The sequence below is a fragment of the Nostoc spongiaeforme FACHB-130 genome, assembly GCF_014698475.1.
Lineage (GTDB): Bacteria > Cyanobacteriota > Cyanobacteriia > Cyanobacteriales > Nostocaceae > Nostoc_B > Nostoc_B spongiaeforme.
In genome coordinates this window covers 12,061-29,862 of sequence record NZ_JACJTB010000029.1, presented here as the reverse complement: position 1 = coordinate 29,862, position 17,802 = coordinate 12,061, and the positions used below count along the sequence as shown (strand labels likewise).

Sequence of the window (17,802 nt, the reverse complement as noted above, 5' to 3'; positions counted from 1 at the left end):
TTTAGTTTATTCACATCTTGCACCTAGCCCTAATGATTAGAAATCGCCTAGTGCAAGATATTGTGTTTATCGGGACAAACAGATAACAGGGAAATCTGCTTCTTACTTTTAACTTTTTACTTTTGCCTTATAGTACTATCCCAAAAATAGTTTGTATGCAAGGTTCTGGCTTTCATCCCAATACTGATAACCAAGGGTATCGAGAAAGGCTTGCCATGCTTCCATTTCGTGGGGCGGTACTTGCATCCCCACAACAATGCGTCCATAGTCTGCACCATTGTTGCGATAGTGGAACATACTGATATTCCAGTTGGGACTCATAGAACCGACAAATTTCATCAATGCGCCAGGACGTTCGGGAAACTCAAAGCGATACAGTAATTCATTGTGGGCGAGGGGCGAATGTCCGCCTACCATGTGGCGTAAGTGTAATTTGGTGAGTTCATCATCGGTTAAATCGATGGTTTTAAAGCCGCAATTTTCAAAGGTTTCTATCATCTTGGCTTTGTCGGCGCGATTTTGAATCTGCACACCGACAAAAATATGGGCTTCTTTCTCATCGGCGATACGATAGTTAAACTCAGTTAAGTTGCGTTGACCAATACATTCGCAAAACTTCCGCAAACTACCTTGTTGTTCGGGGATGGCGACTGCAAATATCGCTTCGCGGCGTTCACCCAACTCGGCGCGTTCAGCAACAAACCGCAGGCGGTCAAAATTCATATTGGCACCGCAAGCCACAGCCACCAAAGTTTGTCCTTGAATTTGTTCGCGTTCGACGTAGGCTTTAGCAGCTGCGATCGCCAATGCCCCCGCAGGTTCTAAAATAGAACGGGTATCTTCAAAGACATCTTTAATTGCGGCACAGGTATCATCTGTATCCACCAAAATAATTTCATCTACATATTCTTGGCACAGACGGAAGGTTTCTTCACCAACTTCCCGCACGGCTACCCCATCAGCAAACAAACCAACTTGCGACAGCCGCACCCGTTTTCCGGCTTTTAAAGATTGGTTCATGGCATCAGCATCAACAGGTTCCACACCAATAATTTTAATTTCAGGACGCAACCGTTTGACATACGCCCCAATTCCCGAAATCAAACCACCGCCACCAATAGCCACAAAAATTGCGTGAATAGGTTGCTGGTATTGTCGTAAAATTTCCATACCGATGGTTCCCTGACCAGCAATTACATCAGGGTCATCAAAAGGATGAATAAAAGTTAAACCTTTTTCGGCTTCTAATTGTCGCGCATAAGCATAAGCATCATCGTAAGTATTGCCATGCAAAACAACTTGTCCACCCCTAGCTTTAACTGCATTCACTTTCACTTGGGGCGTAGTTACAGGCATGACAATAATCGCATTTGTTCCCAAGCGACTAGCAGCTAAAGCCACACCTTGGGCATGATTTCCCGCCGAAGCTGCAATGACACCTTGTGCTAACAAATCTGGTGGTAAATTCGCCATTTTGTTGTATGCACCCCGCAGTTTGAAAGAAAACACCGACTGCATATCTTCCCGCTTTAATAACAGCTTGTTATTCAGTCTCTGGGAGAGATTTGGGGCATACTCCAAAGGGCTTTCTTGGGCAACATCATACACACGGGCGGTCAGGATTTGTACTAGATAGTCACAAAGCATGGGTGTCAAAGATTAGCAGATGCCGGATAAATGTTAATTTTACGGCAGTTGTGTACTCAGATTTCCGAATTGTTGAGAAGTCGCGGATCTTTTCGTTGGTGCGATCGCTATACTAACTAGCAGTGGCACAGCATCATACAAAATCAATGGGTGCAGCAATTATTATTTTTCTCATCCTGGGGTTGATTGTCACCGCGATTTTTATCAGTCCCGTTTTGACTAAACGGCGACGAAATCGCCTTAAAAAGCGTTCTTTTCCGCCACTTTGGAGTGCTGTTATTGAAAATAATCTCCCTATTTACTTACGTCTCACTCCCGAAGAACGCCGACGACTTCAAGGACATATTCAAGTATTTTTAGTAGAAAAACAATTTATTGGCTGTCAAGGCTTGCAAGTCACAGCAGAAATGAAAATTACGATTGCGGCTGTTGCTTGTTTACTTTTATTAAATGAACGCGGCGAATACTTTCCTAAATTGCGTTCAATTTTGATTTATCCCAGTACTTATTTTGTCAATCAAACTGTGGCGGTGAGTGATTATGTTGTCGAAGAAAGACGCGATGCCAGACTAGGAGAATCTTGGGTAAAAGACCAAGTAATTTTATCTTGGGAACAGGTGCAAAGAGACACCCAAAATTGGAATGATGGACATAATGTTGTGTTGCATGAATTTGCCCATCAATTAGACCAAGAAGATGGTAAAGCTGAAGGTGTACCAATTCTACCCAACAAATCAGATTATCTTGTTTGGTCGCAGGTAATGACGGCAGAATATCAAAAACTCTGTAATGATATTCAACAAGATATCAAAACTGTAATTAACAGTTATGGCGCGACTAATCCCGCCGAATTTTTTGCCGTGGCGACTGAAACTTTCTTTGAACAGCCGCAGCAATTGTCAGAGAAGCATTCGCAGCTTTATGATTTATTAAAAAAATATTACCAAGTACATCCTGAGCATTGGATTTAAATTTTAAATTACATCGAAGTATAATTTTTCGTAACAAATCACAGATAAACATAAATGAACATAGATAATTTATCGGTGATTATCTGGGTTGATAAAAATGAATTTGGGAAAAATTTCTCTATCAGTTGGCTTAGGTTTAATTCTATCGGACTCACTTGCACTAGCTTTTACAGATACTCAAGATTATTGGGCGAAAGCTTGTGTTCAACAACTGGGAGAACGTAAACTGATCACAGGTTATCCTGATGGCAGTTTTCGCCCTAATTCTACCGTCACAAGGGCAGAAGCGGCTGTACTTATGCTTAACGCTTTTCCTGATGCTTCAGTTAAACGCAGTCCGACTACATTTAAAGATGTACCTGCTAATTATTGGGCAGCAAAAGCAATTTCTACAGCTTATCAAAAAGGATTTTTTTCTGGTTATCCGGGTGGAGTATTTCAACCTAACCAAGCAATTCCGAGGGCGCAAATTATCGGTGTTGTTGCAGGGGCAAAAAATTATAGTTCTCAACCTAACCCAGCACAGATATTACAACGTTATTTTGCCGATGCTCAACAAATTCCTAATTACGCCCAGAATGCGATCGCATCTGCCACAATTAACAGTATTGTTGTCAATTATCCCAACGTTCAACAGCTAAAACCCCTGCAAAGTGTTACCAGAGGCGAAGTTGCAGCCTTGATGTGTCGGGCGTTAAATATCTACACTGTTCCACCACAATATATTGCAGGTGTCCAACCATATCCTCTAGAGGTACGTTCTTTACCAGGAAAACTCGATACTATTCCCACCTTTAACAGCAACAGCCCCGAATTAGTCACAACTGAAGGTATTTTACTTTCAACTTTCCCCCCAGATGGTAAACAAGTCAAGGAAGCACATTTAAATTACCCATTCCAAGGTAGGTTTGATGTATTTGCTCATCATATCGTTAGGGCAGAAACGCCAGCCCAAAACCGCACGGTTTATCAAGGGATAATTGTTCACAACCCAGGAAACGAACCAGTAACATTGCAAGTATTACAAGCAGCCAGTTACCAAACCAGAGAAGCGCCATTTATTGATTTGCCGGATGTGGCGGATAATGCTCAAAGCACTGTTTACGCTGGCCCTGGTAGTAGAACCATGAATGATGTGTTGCGGGGTGTTAGACAAGCAGTTTTTCCCGATAAGTTAGTCATTGAACCAGGGAAAACACAAATCTTGGCAAACTTACCCATTCCGGTACAAGCGCCTAGTTCTAATGGCCGAACAACTATGATGCGATTGGTGAGCGATCGCCCAGTTTATATGGCAAACTTAGCAAAGAATAGCGATCTTCCCCCTACTGTTAGCGAGTGGCAAACACTTTTAGATAAAGGTAGTTTAGCAGGTAAGCGCGACCCCATCCCCACACCTCTCGACCCTCCTAGAGAACCAACAGTTTTTAGTCGTGTGGCTGGTGTGTCTCAAGGTACGCAATGGCAAGGAAATATTACAGATAATTCCAGTGTGTCTCAGTTGATGATACCCCAACCAGGCAAAGCATTTTCTTATCCTTTGGGAACAGTGCATTTAATTACACTCAGCACAGGACAAATTCAAAGTGCGCCGATGCTGAAACGCTACAATGATACAGCTTACTTTGCTCACAGTAACTATGGTGTAGAATACAATCTCACTTTGCCACTACACAATCCTAGTAACCAAACTCGGACTGTAACCATATCAATAGAAACGCCGTTAAAAGATGAGGGTGGTAGGGATAGACTGCTATTTTTGAATCCCCAAGTTGAACAAGTATTTTTTCGGGGAACAGTGAGATTACGTTACACCGATGATAATCAAGTAGAACAAACGCGCTATGTTCATTTGGTACAGCGACGGGGACAAGTAGGAAAAGCTTTGATAACTTTGCAAATGCCAGCCGGAAATCAACGGCAAGTTCAAGTAGACTTTTTATATCCGCCTGATGCTACCCCGCCGCAGGTTTTAACTGTGAGAACGCAGATGTGAATTTTGCCGCAATGCCCATCTTCATACTCGATCTAAATCACAACTAAAGTACGCTCCATTGCACCACCAAAACTTACTGCAACATCATAACCAATGCGGATAGTAAACAATCTAGCATTCGGATTTTTCTGTTTTAACTTTAACGCTGTCTCTACACCTGTTAGATCAATACCATATTCACCAGTTTCGGCATCAATCACAATCATTTTACCGATGTTATCGCTATGCTCAACATTTTGACGAATACCGTTTTCGTAAAATTGTTGAGCGTGTGAGGCTACTTCTTCTACACTCCAAAAAATAGATTGCATCACAATTACACTACTTTGGCTTTTTCAATTATTGTAGTATTTACATATTTACAAGTAATCCCACCTTCAGAGAGCCTCATACTCTACACTAATTAATATCCTGACTGCTAACCTGCACTGATTTCCAAGATATTGTCCATGCAGCTACTTAAAACAACTGACACAGATTTTTCCACCGCGTTCCAAGCACTCGTCAATAATCGCCGGGAAGCCACGGTTGATGTTAGTGGTACAGTACGCGGCATTCTGGCTGATGTAAAAGTGCGGGGTGATGCCGCAGTTAAGGAATATACTACTCGTTTCGACCATTTCAGCCCGGAATCTTTGCATCTGAGTGCCGATTTTATCGCCGCCCAAGCAGCCAAATGTCCTGCTGATGTCAAAGCCGCGCTGGAATTAGCCGCAGAACGCATTGGTAGCTTTCACCAAAAACAACTGCCCCAAGATATTGGTTACACCGACGCAACAGGCGTAAAACTGGGTTTAAATTGGGTTTCTCTTTCCCAAGTTGGAATTTATGTCCCTGGTGGACGCGCCAGCTATCCCAGTTCGGTGTTGATGAATGCTTTACCTGCCAAAATTGCCGGGGTGGAACGCATTGTGATGACAGTACCGATGCCTCATGGGGAAATTAACCCGGCTGTATTGGCGGCTGCACAGGTGGCTGGCGTGACGGAAATATATAGTATTGGTGGGGCGCAAGCAGTAGCCGCCCTCGCCTACGGTACAGAAACTCTGAATCCTGTAGATAAAGTTGTTGGCCCTGGTAATGCTTATGTTGCAGAAGCCAAGCGGCAGGTATTCGGTACTGTGGGTATTGACAGTATCGCTGGCCCTTCGGAAATTTTGGTGGTTGCTGATGATCAAAATAACCCAGAGTGGATAGCTTGGGATTTATTATCGCAAGCAGAACATGACCCCAGCGCCCAATCTATTTTAATTACTGATTCAGAAGTTTTCGCCCAGCAAGTTATCACCGCCGTTGAATTAGTTCTTCCCAAGCTGTCTACTCAAGCAGTAGCGAGTGCTAGTTGGCAAAATCACGGTGCAGTCATCGTAGTGAGTGATTTGGCAGAAAGTATACCATTGCTGAATCAATTGGCTCCTGAACATGTCGAGTTATGTGTAGATAACCCGCAGTTACTAGCTAGTCAAATTAAATGCGCCGGCAGTTTATTTTTAGGACGTTACACCCCAGAAGCGATAGGTGATTATTTGGGTGGCCCTAACCATGTCTTACCAACTTCCCGTTCAGCGCGGTTTGCTTCTGGTTTGAGTGTGTATGATTTTCTCAAACGCATTACTTATTTAGAATGCAATCAAGCCGCATTGCAAGAAATTGGTAAAGCTGCGGTGACTTTAGCTGAGGCGGAAGGTTTACCAGCTCATGCGGGTAGTGTGGCTGTACGTTTGCAATCATAATTAGAAAAATTTCGCGCAAAGGCGAGGCAGTGCGTTGGGCGGGTTTCCCGACTTGAAGCAACTGCCGTTGCAAAGGCACAAAGTTGACATGGATGCAGAGAAAAAGACAACTGTTTCTTTTATCAAGAATTTGCTGGTTGCCCGTTGGCGATCGCTTTTACTCCTATTTCTTGGGGTATATTTACCATTGCAGATATTTCAAATTTTGGCTGCCCAAGTTTGGCAATATCAAACTGGCTTTCCTTGGGATGTACCAATTTTGTTAGCGGTTCACTCTACAGCCAACCCCCAGTTAGATACTCTGGCGGTGGTGCTGACTAAGTTGGGATCATTTTGGACTGTGCTGCCAATTTTAATTACTATCGCCCTGATATTACTCTGGCAAAAACGCTGGCGATCGCTAGTTTACCTGCTCATCACCGCCTTGGGAAGCGCCTTTATCAACCGCACAGCCAAGGAATTATGGCATCGTCTCCGCCCAGATTTGTGGAAGTCTCTCGCGCCAGAGTTAGATTTTGCCTTTCCTAGCGGCCATGCAATGACAAGTACAACTTTGGCTATTATTTTGTTGATTTTAGCTTGGCAGAGTTCTTGGCGCTGGGTCGTCTGGATTTTTGGGAGTTTGTATATATTAACTATTGCCTGGACACGCCTTTATTTGGGTGTTCATTTTCCTAGTGATATTCTCGCAGGTTGGATGGTGGCGATCGCTTGGGGAACTGGCGTGAGTATGATTATTAAACCCCATCTGGTGAAAACTGTACCCATCCCTGGTGTGCAGCCTGCGGCGGAAACTACTTTACTCCCAGAAGAACAGGAAAAGTTAGCCGCTAATGAGTGAATCTTTGTGGTAAGCGATCGCTCTTACTAAAAACTACTATCCTAGAATGTGCCAGTCACCATCAAAGATTTTGGGTAAATGTCACGTACAAGACTTACGCAATGAGACGAAAAATCAAGGTTTCAGACTGGGATGTAAGGGTATAAGGTGTAAGTCTGCAAAACCCTTACATCCCACTCATATCATGTCCGGCTAATTAGTGATAATTCCCGAATCTATGCACAAAACCCAAAAACTTTTCCTCTGCCCCTCTGCTCCCCTGCTTCCTCTGCGGCCTTAATGATAAGTATTTGACCGGACACGATATCACTACTCTCAACTCCCCCATTTACGCCTTTTTTGTCGGTGCAGTTGCAACATGGGCTTCGACAATTGTCTGCGACACTTTGGGAATAAACCAGTTGACATCACTGGCTGGGAGAATTGTAGCGCCAACTTGATTAAATTCAATTGCCCCAGTATCAGCATTTGTCTTGAGAACTAAGTTTGTTCCATTCGGAACCTTCAGCACAACATCACCCACAAATTCTTGACCAGGACGGTCAGGATTTAACGCTACAGCATTTACATCTGCGGGTAGATAGATACCTTTGCAATTCCATCTATCTTGAGTTGTCGCGCCATCAGCTAAAAAATAAAGTGCTGCTCCTTTTGAATATTCATCATCATCTAAATTTGGTTCTGGCCCGTAGATAGCTATAGTTTTTCCTGTTTGATTGGTGCATTGTCCCCAATCAAGTCCTGACTCAAAAGCGTATTTTTGTAATTCTAATTCATTGATTTTTTGGTCAATTTGTTCTGGTGTGTAACCTTCTAATTGCTCTTGTGTTGCTTTGGCAGAACGAAATTGATCTAGCTCTTTAGTCAGATTTATATAATCAGGATTTTTGCTAACTTTTGGGCGATCGGCTAAAGCAGGTGGAGCGAATACTAAACTTACAAATAATATAACTGTCAGCAAAACGTATTTAAATCTTTTCATATCTATCTACCCATTTTTACAAAATTGCAGCTTATGACTATCTCAACCATCTTGTCAATATTCTCATCAGCTATCAAAGTTAAATTTTTGATGAGAAATACTGAATTTTGAATTTATTAGCTTGTTTTTCTGGCTAATTACTGCATATCAACCAGACAAATTTATCATTCTGTTTTTGAGAATCTCATGTTTTGGTACTGTTTCCTAATTTATCTTTATATTTTCTTTAGATATGTCATAACCTCATAACTTCAGGCGCTAAATGGCACTTATTCCGATGATGTTTGTGGGTATTTTTCTGCACAATCAGCAAGAGAATTTTTGTGGCAATTAAAATACAAAATCTCTCATATACCCGTGTAGGTTCAGGGATTTGCTCAAATTAATAAATGATTAAATTTAATTTTTTTGTCTACTTGATTGTAGAAAATACATAGGGTAGTATTAAATCTATCTTGAGAAATAAAACTAACGATAGGCGCTGCCCATTGATAGATATATCGATATCTGTAAGTAAAACTTAGGGCTTGTTTCTTAGTATGATTCAACTAAAAACTCTCTCCTAACTTGTTATAAAAACTATCGTTTATGCGCCATTCGCCAAACTAAAACTTGCAAGATGAACAAGGAAATTTCTTCTCATCAGAGTCTTCATGGTTTAAAGCCAGAATGTCTTTCTTTTACGGAAGTTCTAGCGCAATCTTTTGCGGTAATTGCACCAACAACAATACCCGCATCTAATATTGGCTTAATCGTTGCACTTTCCGGAAGCGGCACCTGGCTCAGTTTTTTGATTGGCTTAATTGGACTATTATTTGTCAGTATTAATATCAATCAATTTGCTAGTCGGACAGCATCTCCAGGTTCACTTTATTCCTACATCACCAAAGGTTTAGGTGCGACAGCCGGAGTAGTTTGTGGCTGGAGTTTAGTACTCGCTTATTTATTCACTGGGATGTCTGTTCTTTGTGGTTTTGCCAATTTTAGTGGTGTTTTAATTGGGCATTTGGGCATTCATCCTTCAAGTATTACATTACTGGCGATCGGTGCAGGAATTTCTTGGTATGCCGCTTATAAAGATATCCAACTTTCTGCTGTCGCTATGCTGTGGATGGAAGGTATATCAATTGTTTTAATTGCTGTGTTGTGCATAATTATCTGGGCGCACAAAGGTTTTGCGTTGGATATGTCCCAGTTAACTTTGACTGGTGCGACTCCAGGTAGCGTAGCTACAGGACTGGTTTTGGTGATGTTTGCGTTCTCTGGCTTTGAAAGTGCCACATCTTTGGGTGATGAAGCCAAAAATCCTCTGCGAACCATCCCAAAATCGGTAATGGGTAGTGTAATTTTGGCTGGGTTGTTTTATATTTGTACAACTTATATAGAAGTGTTGGGATTCAATGGCGCTGGCGTATCTATTACCAACACAGAAGAACCTCTGGGTTTTTTATCTCGACAGGCGGGAGTAGGTTTCTTGGGTGAATTAGTAGGTTTGGGTGCGTTATTTAGCTTCTTTGCTTGCATTTTAGGCAGTATCAACCCCGCCTCTAGAGTATTCTTTTTGATGGCGCGTCATGGTTTATTTCATTCATCTTTAGGTACGGCGCACTCAGCTAATAAAACACCTCATGTTGCAGTCACAATGTGTTCTTTGATGACATTCCTCGTACCGGCGGGGATGTCATTATTTAATATCAAATTATTCGAGTGTATGGGATACTTGGGGGCTATTTGTAGCTATGGGTTCTTGAGTGTTTATATCTTGATTTCTATTGCTGCACCTGTTTATCTATATAAAATCAACCAACTGCGCCGCCGAGATATCGTGTTTTCTATTCTTGGCGTTGGCTTTATGATGATTCCGGTTTTGGGTAGTGTTGGCATTCCTGGTAGCAGCCTCTTCCCAGTTCCTGAAGCACCATATAATGCTTTTCCCTACTTATTTTTGATGTACATAGTCGCTACGAGTGGCTGGTTCATTGTCAAAAGAAGACGTTCTCCCCATTTAGTTGCAGGAATGCACCGAGGAATTGAAGAAATTCACGCCCGATTTAGCGATCGCAGCAAAATTCCTTAAGTTTTTGCATCTTTTAATTACAAAAATTCTGAATTGATTTAAATTGATATGAACGGGTTAGTCACCACAATTAGTACCGGGGCATTTGCCTTTAGCGCCACAAATATCGACGATTTAGTGATATTAACGCTATTTTTTTCCCAGATTAACGCCAGGTTTCGCCGTTGGCAGATCATTGCCGGACAGTATCTTGGTTTTACAGCACTGGTAATGGCCAGTCTGCCAGGTTTTTTTGGTGGCTTAATCCTACCACGTCCTTGGATTGGATTATTTGGCTTAGTTCCCATTGCCATTGGCATCAAGTGTTTGTTGAATCAAGCAGAAGATGAATCAGCAGCCGTTGAACCCCAAACAGAAACATCACAAGATACTCTTTTAGCCAAATTATTCAATTTACAAACTTACAGTGTCGCCGCGGTGACGTTTGCTAATGGTACTGACAACATTAGTATTTATGTGCCTTTGTTCGCCAGCGCCACTTGGGAAAGTTTGTTGGTAATTTTGGGTGTGTTTTTTACCTTGGTGGGGTGTTTGTGTTACTTAGCTAATAAATTAACTAACCAAACTGCGATCGCTAACTTATTAACTCGTTATGGGAATAATTTTATGCCTTTTGTTCTCATGGGATTAGGCGCTTTTATCGTTATCGATAGTGGTAGCTTAACGTTATTAAATTTATCTTAAATAAAACCCAATCGGCAGGAGATTCATTCGCAAAATATCTCAATATTTCCACATATCAATAGAGGTATGAGATTTGAACATACTAGAATTTTCTCTACTAGTTTGGCTTGGCTCATTTAGTGCTGGCTTTGTTGGTGCGTTGACGGGTTTAGGTGGCGGAGTTGTTATTGTCCCCCTATTAACTTCAGTCTTTGGCGTAGATATTCGCTACGCTGTTGGTGCTTCATTGGTGTCTGTGATTGCTACTTCTTTAGGTGCAGCCTCAACATATATCAAAAAAGGCTACACCAACTTGCGCTTAGGAATGTTTTTAGAAGTTGCAACCACAATTGGGGCAATTATTGGTGCGATGATTGCGGTGTTTGTCTCTGTAAAAATGTTAACGATTGTTTTGGCGATCGTCTTGATATATTCTGCATATCTTTCACAACGCCCAAGAATTGAAATTGATCAAAATCAACCCGCAGATCCCTTAGCAAATTATTTCCACCTCAATGGTACTTATCCCACTCCAGATGGCTTGATGTCTTACCAAGTTCATTCAGTACCAGCAGGTTTTAGTGTCATGTTTATTGCTGGAATATTGTCGGGATTACTGGGTATTGGTTCAGGCGCGTTCAAGGTACTAGCAATGGATCAAGCCATGCGTATACCGTTTAAAGTTTCAACCACTACTAGCAATTTTATGATTGGTGTCACCGCTGCCGCATCAGCCGGCGTTTATTTAGCCAGGGGTTACATCGATCCGGGATTATCAATGCCGGTAATGTTAGGAGTATTACCTGGCGCTTTTTTAGGAGCAAAAGTACTCATAGGTGCTAAAACACAGATTTTACGAATTATTTTCAGTCTTGTGCTGGTGGTAATGGCTTTTAAAATGGTCTACAACAGTCTAATAGGGGGGCTGTAAAATGTATAAGTATGAGGTTAATTCTAGTTTTCGTTGGCACTCATCAGCATCACCAGAAACTGAAGTGGCGGCAATTACCTTACCACCAGCAGAACCAGATTCTGATATTCAACAATTAGAAGAACAACACAATAACAGTGAGATTAATGCCAGTCATATAGCCAGCAAAACCCCCAGTGAACAGCAATTAGAATATATACTCAGCAATCTTTTAAAGTATGGTGTATTAATAGCTAGTTCTGTTGTTTTGTTAGGCGGCATTTTATATTTAAGTCACCACGGTTCAGAGCCTGCGACATATCAAATTTTTCACGGTGAACCATCAGAGTTTCGCTCACCAAATGGTGTAATCAATGCAGTATTATCTGGTAGCCGTCGCGGAATTATTCAATTAGGATTATTACTATTAATTGCCACCCCAATTTTACGTGTAATTATTTCTTTATTGGCTTTTACTATAAAGCGAGAATTAACTTATATAGTTGTCACTCTGTTGGTATTAGCTAGTTTAACTTATAGTTTGGTAGGAGCTTATTTTTAGCCCAATCAACTGCTTTTGTAATAAGTCTAAATTTAAATAAATGAAAACATTGTGGTGTAGACTATATGCTTGCACCACAATTTTTAGAGAACTTATAGCAGAAGAAAATTATCATACTCTTACTCTCGAAATCTGCTTAATTTATTTATGATTAAGAATTGAGCAGTTCGTTAATTTGGGGGATATTTTGCTGAATAGCCTTTGCCAAATAGTTTCTAATTAAGTCAATAGTTTCTACAGAAAAATTGCCACCTAAAAGGACAAAAGCTAAACTAGCGACCCCGATAACTAAGGCTAATACTCTACCAAAACAGCCTGGATTAATTTCAATAAATCCTAATTTTGATTGCCCTAAGACAGAAATCACTAGAAAAACAATACCTAGGGTTAAAAAAATATTTGATAAAGTAAAATTTGCCATTTTAATTTAGTCAATTACCACTTATTCAAATATCTTTATTATAGTCATTATTAATCTAAGCTGCTGTTATAAATACTGACAAAAGTTAGAATTTAATTGGCTGGATACCTCTACCTAAAGATGTGGATGGGGAAGCGATCGCCAACACCAATCCCAATAAATACGGCATATTTTCAATCGGGTAAAGGTAGAGAGGCTATTTTTCTCCTGAATTCTGACTCAGTTCGGCTGAGACTCACGGCGAAGCCTGAATTCTGGGGTATGTGTTTCAGTCCACATCAGCTATCATGCAATCTGTCTACCCTATTAGTAAACTAGTAGAGTTATTTGGTTATGGGGATGGAAAGATGAGAGTTTGGATTGCTTGCTTTGTGCTATTGTTCGCTTTAGCAGAACTATTTGACTGGTTACAAGAATTTTCTCTGCCATTGCCGATTTATATTTTAGGCGGGGCATTTTTAGCCGTTGCTTCTAATTATGACAAGATTGTAGGTTCTTACTTCAGTGATACATCAATTGCGGCATCACTCGAAACGCCACAACCACAATTAGATGTATCAACTCCACCCTTAGCCTCGATTTCTCATGCTGTTGAGGATGTGCAGAAATCGGAGAACCAAGCTTAGTCAGTTTCGATGAGGACTGTCACCGCAGCGATCGCAATTAACATATCATCATTTTTATCATTCAGAGAAGGAATCGCCCGTCCCTGAACCACCATTCCCCCAGATTCGACATTTATCGTTTTGCGTCCAAAGGGTAGTACTGCGAGAACCTCATCTGTTCTCACTTGTTCGGGATAAGGTACTGCTACTTGCACTTCTACGATCATTTCATTGGGATCATTCAACCCAGCCACTTCCCAGACTCCTGGTAAAGCATTATGCGCGATCGCATTTCGGACTGCTCTTGCAGCTGCTACAGTTGGTTCCTGTCCGTGCTGATCTACACCCATCCCCATCTCAATTACTAAACGTTTACGCGCCACAGTCACCTCCTGGATATCCTCGATATTTGTACTTCACTACTGTAATTAGATTTGATGCGTACAGCGTTTATTTAGTTAATCACCACCGCCACCGCCACCGCCACCATAATCACCGCCACCATAATCACCGCCACCGCCATAGTAATAACTGCTACTGTCTCCAATGTAGCTACTACTAGTCCCAGTCCTAGAGACAATAATGAGGAAAAGAGGCATACCAAAGACTAGCAATCCCGACAAAATCCACAATAACCTCTCATAAAAAAATTGTGAACTTTGCCATCCAGAGGTTTCAATCTTAGTACCCGCACGATCAAATATCACCTGAATTTCTAACCCCTTCCCTGGCTCTAGAAATTGTTTAGTAACAGCCTCAATAGTTTTTGTATCGACTCGGCGAATATTTGCAACTACACCAAAGCTTTGGAATGTTTTAATTTTAGTAGTAAGTTCTTCAGGAAATTCCACCCTAACCTGCGCCTGTTTAATAGGGGCTTTACGGTCAGAGAATATCGCTTCCCAATATACTTGAGCATAATTATGATTGACGCGCAATCCTCCAATAACACGATATTTCAACACGAAAATAGGGCTTTCTGGTGGTTGCAATTGATGTTCCCAACGAATCCAAAATTGATTATTTACTGTACTTGTTATACTGGGTAACACTTGACCATTTTCGGATACAGAAACTTCAGTAATTCTGTCTACTTTATCTAAAGGAATGTATCGGGAACGCTGATGATTATACTCTCCAGTAAAATTATATTTTTGTGTCTCAGTGACTAACATATCACCGTTAGGCTGTACGGCAATATCGACATTGATAAATTCCCAATAGAAAGGTGCTGATTCGGCTTGGGCATTATGAATAGTAAATGTGAAGCCAAGAACAAATGTGAAACAAAATAGCAGCAGCCTGTCTACTAATTTTTTGCTCATATCTTTACAAATTGGTATATTTTGGAAAACGAAAAGAGACGTGAAGTATTTACAAAATAATACCTTCGCAATTTTACGAGGGTGAGTTGATGTCTGAACTCTCTTTTCTCCGAATTCTTGGCAAAAACAATAAGTCCTAACAGTAAGTTCATTTCACTAAGGACAAAACAAAGTATCACGGGTTTCTCGTCCTGTGGTGGGATTAGTACCTTTAGCTACCTTGCATAATTTTTTTTGTTCATCTGGACGCAGCAGCACATCAGTAAAATCTGCTCCATCAATAATTGCACCATCAAATTTGGCATTAGCCGCAAATGCACCTTCTAAAACTGCATTAGTCAAATCTGCTTTAATTAGCCGCGCTGAATCTAAGGTAGCATTTGTCAGGTTAGACCCCTGTAAATTTGCTGACTCCAAATTAGCAGCAAAGAAACTCACACCACTTAAGTTACTATTGCTAAAATTACTTTGCCGGAGATTAGCTTTGGTAAAGCTAGAATCTGTTAAATCACGTCCAGAAAAATCAGCTTCTATCAATATTTCTTTGTTATATTCGAGTGCTAAAGCTGTGGGCGTATAAGTAAAAGTAGCTGTAATGCTCAACACAGCCCACAGCAATACACTGAGTATACCTGCCCAAATGCGATCGCTTAACCTAAAATTCATGGTACTTTTCACCAATGGCGAATCATCCTCCATCCCATTATCTCGATATTGGTCAACAAGGTGAAGACTTAGTTACACAATGGTTACAGTCTACAGGTTGGTTGATTTTACATCGGCGCTTTTCTTGTCGTTGGGGAGAGATTGATATTATTGCTCAATATCAAGAAAAAGAGGCACAAGAAAATATTACTCAGAACTCTAAACTTGCTTTTGTTGAAGTAAAAACCCGCAGTCCAGGTAATTGGGATGCTGGCGGCAGAAACGCTATCACGCCAAAAAAAAAGGCGAAACTGTCGCGCACAGCAGAAATGTTTTTAGCTCAACATCCAGACAAAGCTGACTATTTTTGTAGCTTTGATGTGGCGATAGTCTGTTGTCAGCAAGTATCAAAACTAAACACTCAGTTCCCTTCATCAGCCCAAGATGCTTTACTAAGTTTATCGGTTGCTGGGTATGAATTTCATCTTCAAGAATATATATCAGCAGCTTTCGATTTATCTGCTGGGTAAAGTGCAGTCTTATTAACTGGTGAGGAAGATTATGGGTAAGTTTCGGCAGACAAATACTCCCAAATTTGATTCGGTAAATCGATTTCGGAATTGGCTGACAATTAACCTGGGAATTTCTCAAGTCCGTAAGGAAGAAATTTACCGCGACTTACTGATTTCCGTGACTCTCAAAGATGTGAGTTATTGGTTACAAGTAATCTTCGCTGCTGGAATTGCAACTTTAGGGCTAGTGCTGAATAGTCCAGCAGTCATTATTGGAGCCATGTTAATTTCCCCGTTGATGGGAACAATTCTGGCTACTGGATTAGCATTTGCTACGGGAGACATAATTTTAGCAGTACGCGCCATCCTTAATCTCAGCTTGAGTTGCATTGTGGCGATCGCTTTTGCAATCATTTTAGTGGCAATTCTGCCCTTTAAAGAACTAACAGCAGAAATTTTAGCGCGAACTCGTCCCAATTCCCTTGATTTAGTAATTGCCCTATTTTCTGGCGCTTTGGGTTCAGTGGCTACCAGCAAAGAACCCAAAGGTGTTGTCACCTCCATCCCAGGAGTATCAATTGCTGTTGCGCTCATGCCGCCTTTATGCGTTGTTGGCTATGGTATTGGCATCGCAGCTACTTTGAACTTGACGGATGGTTTACAAATTGCCCGTGGCGGAGGGTTGCTCTTTCTCACTAATTTGACAGCTATTACCCTCATGGCAATGATTGTCTTTTTATTGCTACACATTGACACGCCGCCTGTGCGCCAACAGGTGCGAAAATGGCATGAAGAAGACCCTGAAAGCCATTGGTTCCAGTCGTTGATCCAAAACTCACCAATTTCTAATCGCTTAGAAGTTATCGGCAGTCTTCCCAGCCGTTTTATCCTCATTTTATTTCCAGTATTAGTTCTTCTCATTCCCTTGAGTCAATCTCTCACGCAACTGCGACAAGAAATTAGCCAGAAGCAACAAAATAACCAGATTACCAAAATTGGTACAGAACTTTGGCGGGAAAAATTTGCTAATTTCATAGATGGTCAACCGCGTTCTGACATTAGCAAGTTTTTCGCTCAAGAGCAAAATCAAAAGCTATTAATTCAGATGCGCGTATTTACTAGTAAGTTATACACTCCTGAAGAAAAAAATGAATTTGCTCGGTTAATTGCTTCTCGGTTAAATAAAAATCCTGATGCCGTTCAATTACAATTAATTGAAATTCCTACAGCTTCTAAAGATATTATTACCCAATTAGCCGCAGCAGATAAACCAGAACTTCCTCCCGAAGAAAAACCACAGCCGACTATTGCAGAATATCAAGCTGCTTTTTTACAAAGTACCGAGGCTGCTTTGCAGAATCTCCAACTGCCATCACCAGCCGAATTATTACGCTACGAGCTAATCATGACAAACAACCCAGTAGAACCTTTAAGTTTGAATGTAGTTTATCTCAGCCAACGTGAGATTAGTCCTGATGCGAAAAGTTTACTGGTGGATGATGTCAGAAACAGGCTCAGTTTACTAAATGCAAATATCAAATTTCAAAGAATACCTGTTTTGCAAGGTTCTCTAAATTTTGCTCCAGATCAAGCAGCACTGACACCTGCTAATACTCAATTACTTGACCGTATAGGCAGAATCTTAAAATTGCAGCGAAATTTACAACTAGATATAAGGGCTGATTTAGCCAAAAAAGAACTTACTGACATTACTCAAAAAAGAATTGAAGCTATGCAAAAATATCTAAATTCTCAATTGCAGATCCCAGACAATCAAATTACATTATCCGAAGGAACAACAGAATCTAACCGTAGTTTTTTATTAAAGATAAAATTAATTGATAAATCTCAAACACCGCTTTCATCATATTAGCTACATGCCGCTACAAATAAAAGCATAATTGGTAATTGC

The 17,802-nt window shown here is 40.9% G+C and carries 18 protein-coding genes; 11 read left to right on the top strand and 7 right to left on the bottom strand.

From position 1 onward, the window contains the following. Positions 1-135 precede the first annotated feature (135 nt). Entirely contained in the window at positions 136-1,647 is a 1,512-nt protein-coding gene (gene ilvA, locus H6G74_RS19755; RefSeq protein ID WP_190969288.1) for a threonine ammonia-lyase, biosynthetic, read from the bottom strand. 146 nt (positions 1,648-1,793) lie between these two features. Here ilvA and H6G74_RS19750 point away from each other — a divergent pair, with 146 nt between their 5' ends. Together H6G74_RS19750 and H6G74_RS19745 are read left to right on the top strand one after the other, a co-directional pair. Next, complete coding sequence (locus H6G74_RS19750; RefSeq protein ID WP_190969338.1) at positions 1,794-2,618, top strand: M90 family metallopeptidase; 825 nt, start codon at positions 1,794-1,796, stop codon at positions 2,616-2,618. A gap of 97 nt (positions 2,619-2,715) precedes the next feature. After that, complete coding sequence (locus tag H6G74_RS19745) at positions 2,716-4,614, top strand: DUF3370 family protein (protein WP_190969287.1); 1,899 nt, start codon at positions 2,716-2,718, stop codon at positions 4,612-4,614. Positions 4,615-4,646: 32 nt separating this feature from the next. Here H6G74_RS19745 and H6G74_RS19740 read toward each other — a convergent pair whose 3' ends face one another. Next, a complete protein-coding gene (locus H6G74_RS19740) occupies positions 4,647-4,925 on the bottom strand; it encodes a hypothetical protein (protein ID WP_190969286.1) in 279 nt (92 codons plus the stop codon). 138 nt (positions 4,926-5,063) lie between these two features. Between H6G74_RS19740 and hisD the strand changes: the two genes are divergently transcribed. Both hisD and H6G74_RS19730 read left to right on the top strand, forming a co-directional pair. Then, the gene (hisD, locus tag H6G74_RS19735; protein WP_190969285.1) at positions 5,064-6,347 is read left to right on the top strand and encodes a histidinol dehydrogenase; all 1,284 of its coding nucleotides are present in this window, start codon (positions 5,064-5,066) and stop codon (positions 6,345-6,347) included. An 88-nt stretch (positions 6,348-6,435) separates the two neighbouring features. Next, positions 6,436-7,188: a phosphatase PAP2 family protein gene (locus tag H6G74_RS19730; RefSeq protein ID WP_190969337.1), complete on the top strand. Its 753-nt coding sequence runs from the start codon at positions 6,436-6,438 to the stop codon at positions 7,186-7,188. A gap of 328 nt (positions 7,189-7,516) precedes the next feature. Here H6G74_RS19730 and H6G74_RS19725 read toward each other — a convergent pair whose 3' ends face one another. Beyond that, entirely contained in the window at positions 7,517-8,170 is a 654-nt protein-coding gene (locus H6G74_RS19725) for a hypothetical protein (RefSeq protein WP_190969284.1), read from the bottom strand. A gap of 619 nt (positions 8,171-8,789) precedes the next feature. Here H6G74_RS19725 and H6G74_RS19720 point away from each other — a divergent pair. The 4 genes from H6G74_RS19720 (at position 8,790) to H6G74_RS19705 (ending at position 12,382) form a co-directional block, all read left to right on the top strand. Beyond that, positions 8,790-10,247, top strand: coding sequence for an APC family permease (locus H6G74_RS19720; protein ID WP_096581400.1), 1,458 nt, complete (start codon positions 8,790-8,792; stop codon positions 10,245-10,247). 48 nt (positions 10,248-10,295) lie between these two features. Beyond that, the gene (locus H6G74_RS19715) at positions 10,296-10,931 is read left to right on the top strand and encodes a cadmium resistance transporter (RefSeq protein ID WP_103125182.1); all 636 of its coding nucleotides are present in this window, start codon (positions 10,296-10,298) and stop codon (positions 10,929-10,931) included. Between the two features lie 73 nt (positions 10,932-11,004). Next, positions 11,005-11,841 carry a sulfite exporter TauE/SafE family protein gene (locus H6G74_RS19710; protein ID WP_190969283.1) on the top strand — a complete coding sequence of 279 codons (837 nt, stop codon included), beginning with the start codon at positions 11,005-11,007 and terminating at the stop codon, positions 11,839-11,841. 1 nt (position 11,842) lies between these two features. After that, positions 11,843-12,382: a DUF1634 domain-containing protein gene (locus H6G74_RS19705; protein WP_190969282.1), complete on the top strand. Its 540-nt coding sequence runs from the start codon at positions 11,843-11,845 to the stop codon at positions 12,380-12,382. 151 nt (positions 12,383-12,533) lie between these two features. Here H6G74_RS19705 and H6G74_RS19700 read toward each other — a convergent pair whose 3' ends face one another. After that, complete coding sequence (locus tag H6G74_RS19700; protein ID WP_096581406.1) at positions 12,534-12,803, bottom strand: hypothetical protein; 270 nt, start codon at positions 12,801-12,803, stop codon at positions 12,534-12,536. Positions 12,804-13,150: 347 nt separating this feature from the next. Here H6G74_RS19700 and H6G74_RS19695 point away from each other — a divergent pair, with 347 nt between their 5' ends. After that, on the top strand, positions 13,151-13,429 hold the full coding sequence (locus H6G74_RS19695) for a hypothetical protein (protein WP_190969336.1): 279 nt from the start codon (positions 13,151-13,153) through the stop codon (positions 13,427-13,429). On the opposite strand, the gene H6G74_RS19690 is transcribed toward H6G74_RS19695, so the two are convergent. From H6G74_RS19690 to H6G74_RS19680, 3 genes are all read right to left on the bottom strand, one after another. Beyond that, positions 13,426-13,791 carry a Lin0512 family protein gene (locus H6G74_RS19690; protein ID WP_062296530.1) on the bottom strand — a complete coding sequence of 122 codons (366 nt, stop codon included), beginning with the start codon at positions 13,789-13,791 and terminating at the stop codon, positions 13,426-13,428. The two genes, H6G74_RS19695 and H6G74_RS19690, sit on opposite strands and share 4 nt — an antisense overlap. A gap of 75 nt (positions 13,792-13,866) precedes the next feature. Continuing rightward, a complete protein-coding gene (locus tag H6G74_RS19685) occupies positions 13,867-14,733 on the bottom strand; it encodes a DUF2207 domain-containing protein (protein ID WP_190969281.1) in 867 nt (288 codons plus the stop codon). A gap of 156 nt (positions 14,734-14,889) precedes the next feature. Beyond that, positions 14,890-15,399, bottom strand: a complete 510-nt coding sequence (locus H6G74_RS19680; RefSeq protein WP_190969280.1) for a pentapeptide repeat-containing protein — start codon at positions 15,397-15,399, stop codon at positions 14,890-14,892. Between the two features lie 14 nt (positions 15,400-15,413). Here H6G74_RS19680 and H6G74_RS19675 point away from each other — a divergent pair, with 14 nt between their 5' ends. Both H6G74_RS19675 and H6G74_RS19670 read left to right on the top strand, forming a co-directional pair. Further along, complete coding sequence (locus tag H6G74_RS19675) at positions 15,414-15,908, top strand: YraN family protein (RefSeq protein ID WP_190969279.1); 495 nt, start codon at positions 15,414-15,416, stop codon at positions 15,906-15,908. 31 nt (positions 15,909-15,939) lie between these two features. Continuing rightward, entirely contained in the window at positions 15,940-17,763 is a 1,824-nt protein-coding gene (locus H6G74_RS19670) for a DUF389 domain-containing protein (protein ID WP_190969278.1), read from the top strand. Positions 17,764-17,802 lie beyond the last annotated feature (39 nt).

Coding starts and splice junctions, on each gene's coding strand:
- ilvA (WP_190969288.1), bottom strand. CDS start 1,647: ATGCTTTGTGACTATCTAGTACAAATCCTGACCGCCCGTGTGTATGAT.
- H6G74_RS19675 (WP_190969279.1), top strand. CDS start 15,414: ATGGCGAATCATCCTCCATCCCATTATCTCGATATTGGTCAACAAGGT.
- H6G74_RS19715 (WP_103125182.1), top strand. CDS start 10,296: ATGAACGGGTTAGTCACCACAATTAGTACCGGGGCATTTGCCTTTAGC.
- H6G74_RS19695 (WP_190969336.1), top strand. CDS start 13,151: ATGAGAGTTTGGATTGCTTGCTTTGTGCTATTGTTCGCTTTAGCAGAA.
- H6G74_RS19680 (WP_190969280.1), bottom strand. CDS start 15,399: ATGAATTTTAGGTTAAGCGATCGCATTTGGGCAGGTATACTCAGTGTA.
- H6G74_RS19745 (WP_190969287.1), top strand. CDS start 2,716: ATGAATTTGGGAAAAATTTCTCTATCAGTTGGCTTAGGTTTAATTCTA.
- H6G74_RS19730 (WP_190969337.1), top strand. CDS start 6,436: ATGGATGCAGAGAAAAAGACAACTGTTTCTTTTATCAAGAATTTGCTG.
- H6G74_RS19740 (WP_190969286.1), bottom strand. CDS start 4,925: ATGCAATCTATTTTTTGGAGTGTAGAAGAAGTAGCCTCACACGCTCAA.
- H6G74_RS19700 (WP_096581406.1), bottom strand. CDS start 12,803: ATGGCAAATTTTACTTTATCAAATATTTTTTTAACCCTAGGTATTGTT.
- H6G74_RS19720 (WP_096581400.1), top strand. CDS start 8,790: ATGAACAAGGAAATTTCTTCTCATCAGAGTCTTCATGGTTTAAAGCCA.
- H6G74_RS19705 (WP_190969282.1), top strand. CDS start 11,843: ATGTATAAGTATGAGGTTAATTCTAGTTTTCGTTGGCACTCATCAGCA.
- H6G74_RS19685 (WP_190969281.1), bottom strand. CDS start 14,733: ATGAGCAAAAAATTAGTAGACAGGCTGCTGCTATTTTGTTTCACATTT.
- H6G74_RS19750 (WP_190969338.1), top strand. CDS start 1,794: ATGGGTGCAGCAATTATTATTTTTCTCATCCTGGGGTTGATTGTCACC.
- H6G74_RS19670 (WP_190969278.1), top strand. CDS start 15,940: ATGGGTAAGTTTCGGCAGACAAATACTCCCAAATTTGATTCGGTAAAT.
- H6G74_RS19725 (WP_190969284.1), bottom strand. CDS start 8,170: ATGAAAAGATTTAAATACGTTTTGCTGACAGTTATATTATTTGTAAGT.
- hisD (WP_190969285.1), top strand. CDS start 5,064: ATGCAGCTACTTAAAACAACTGACACAGATTTTTCCACCGCGTTCCAA.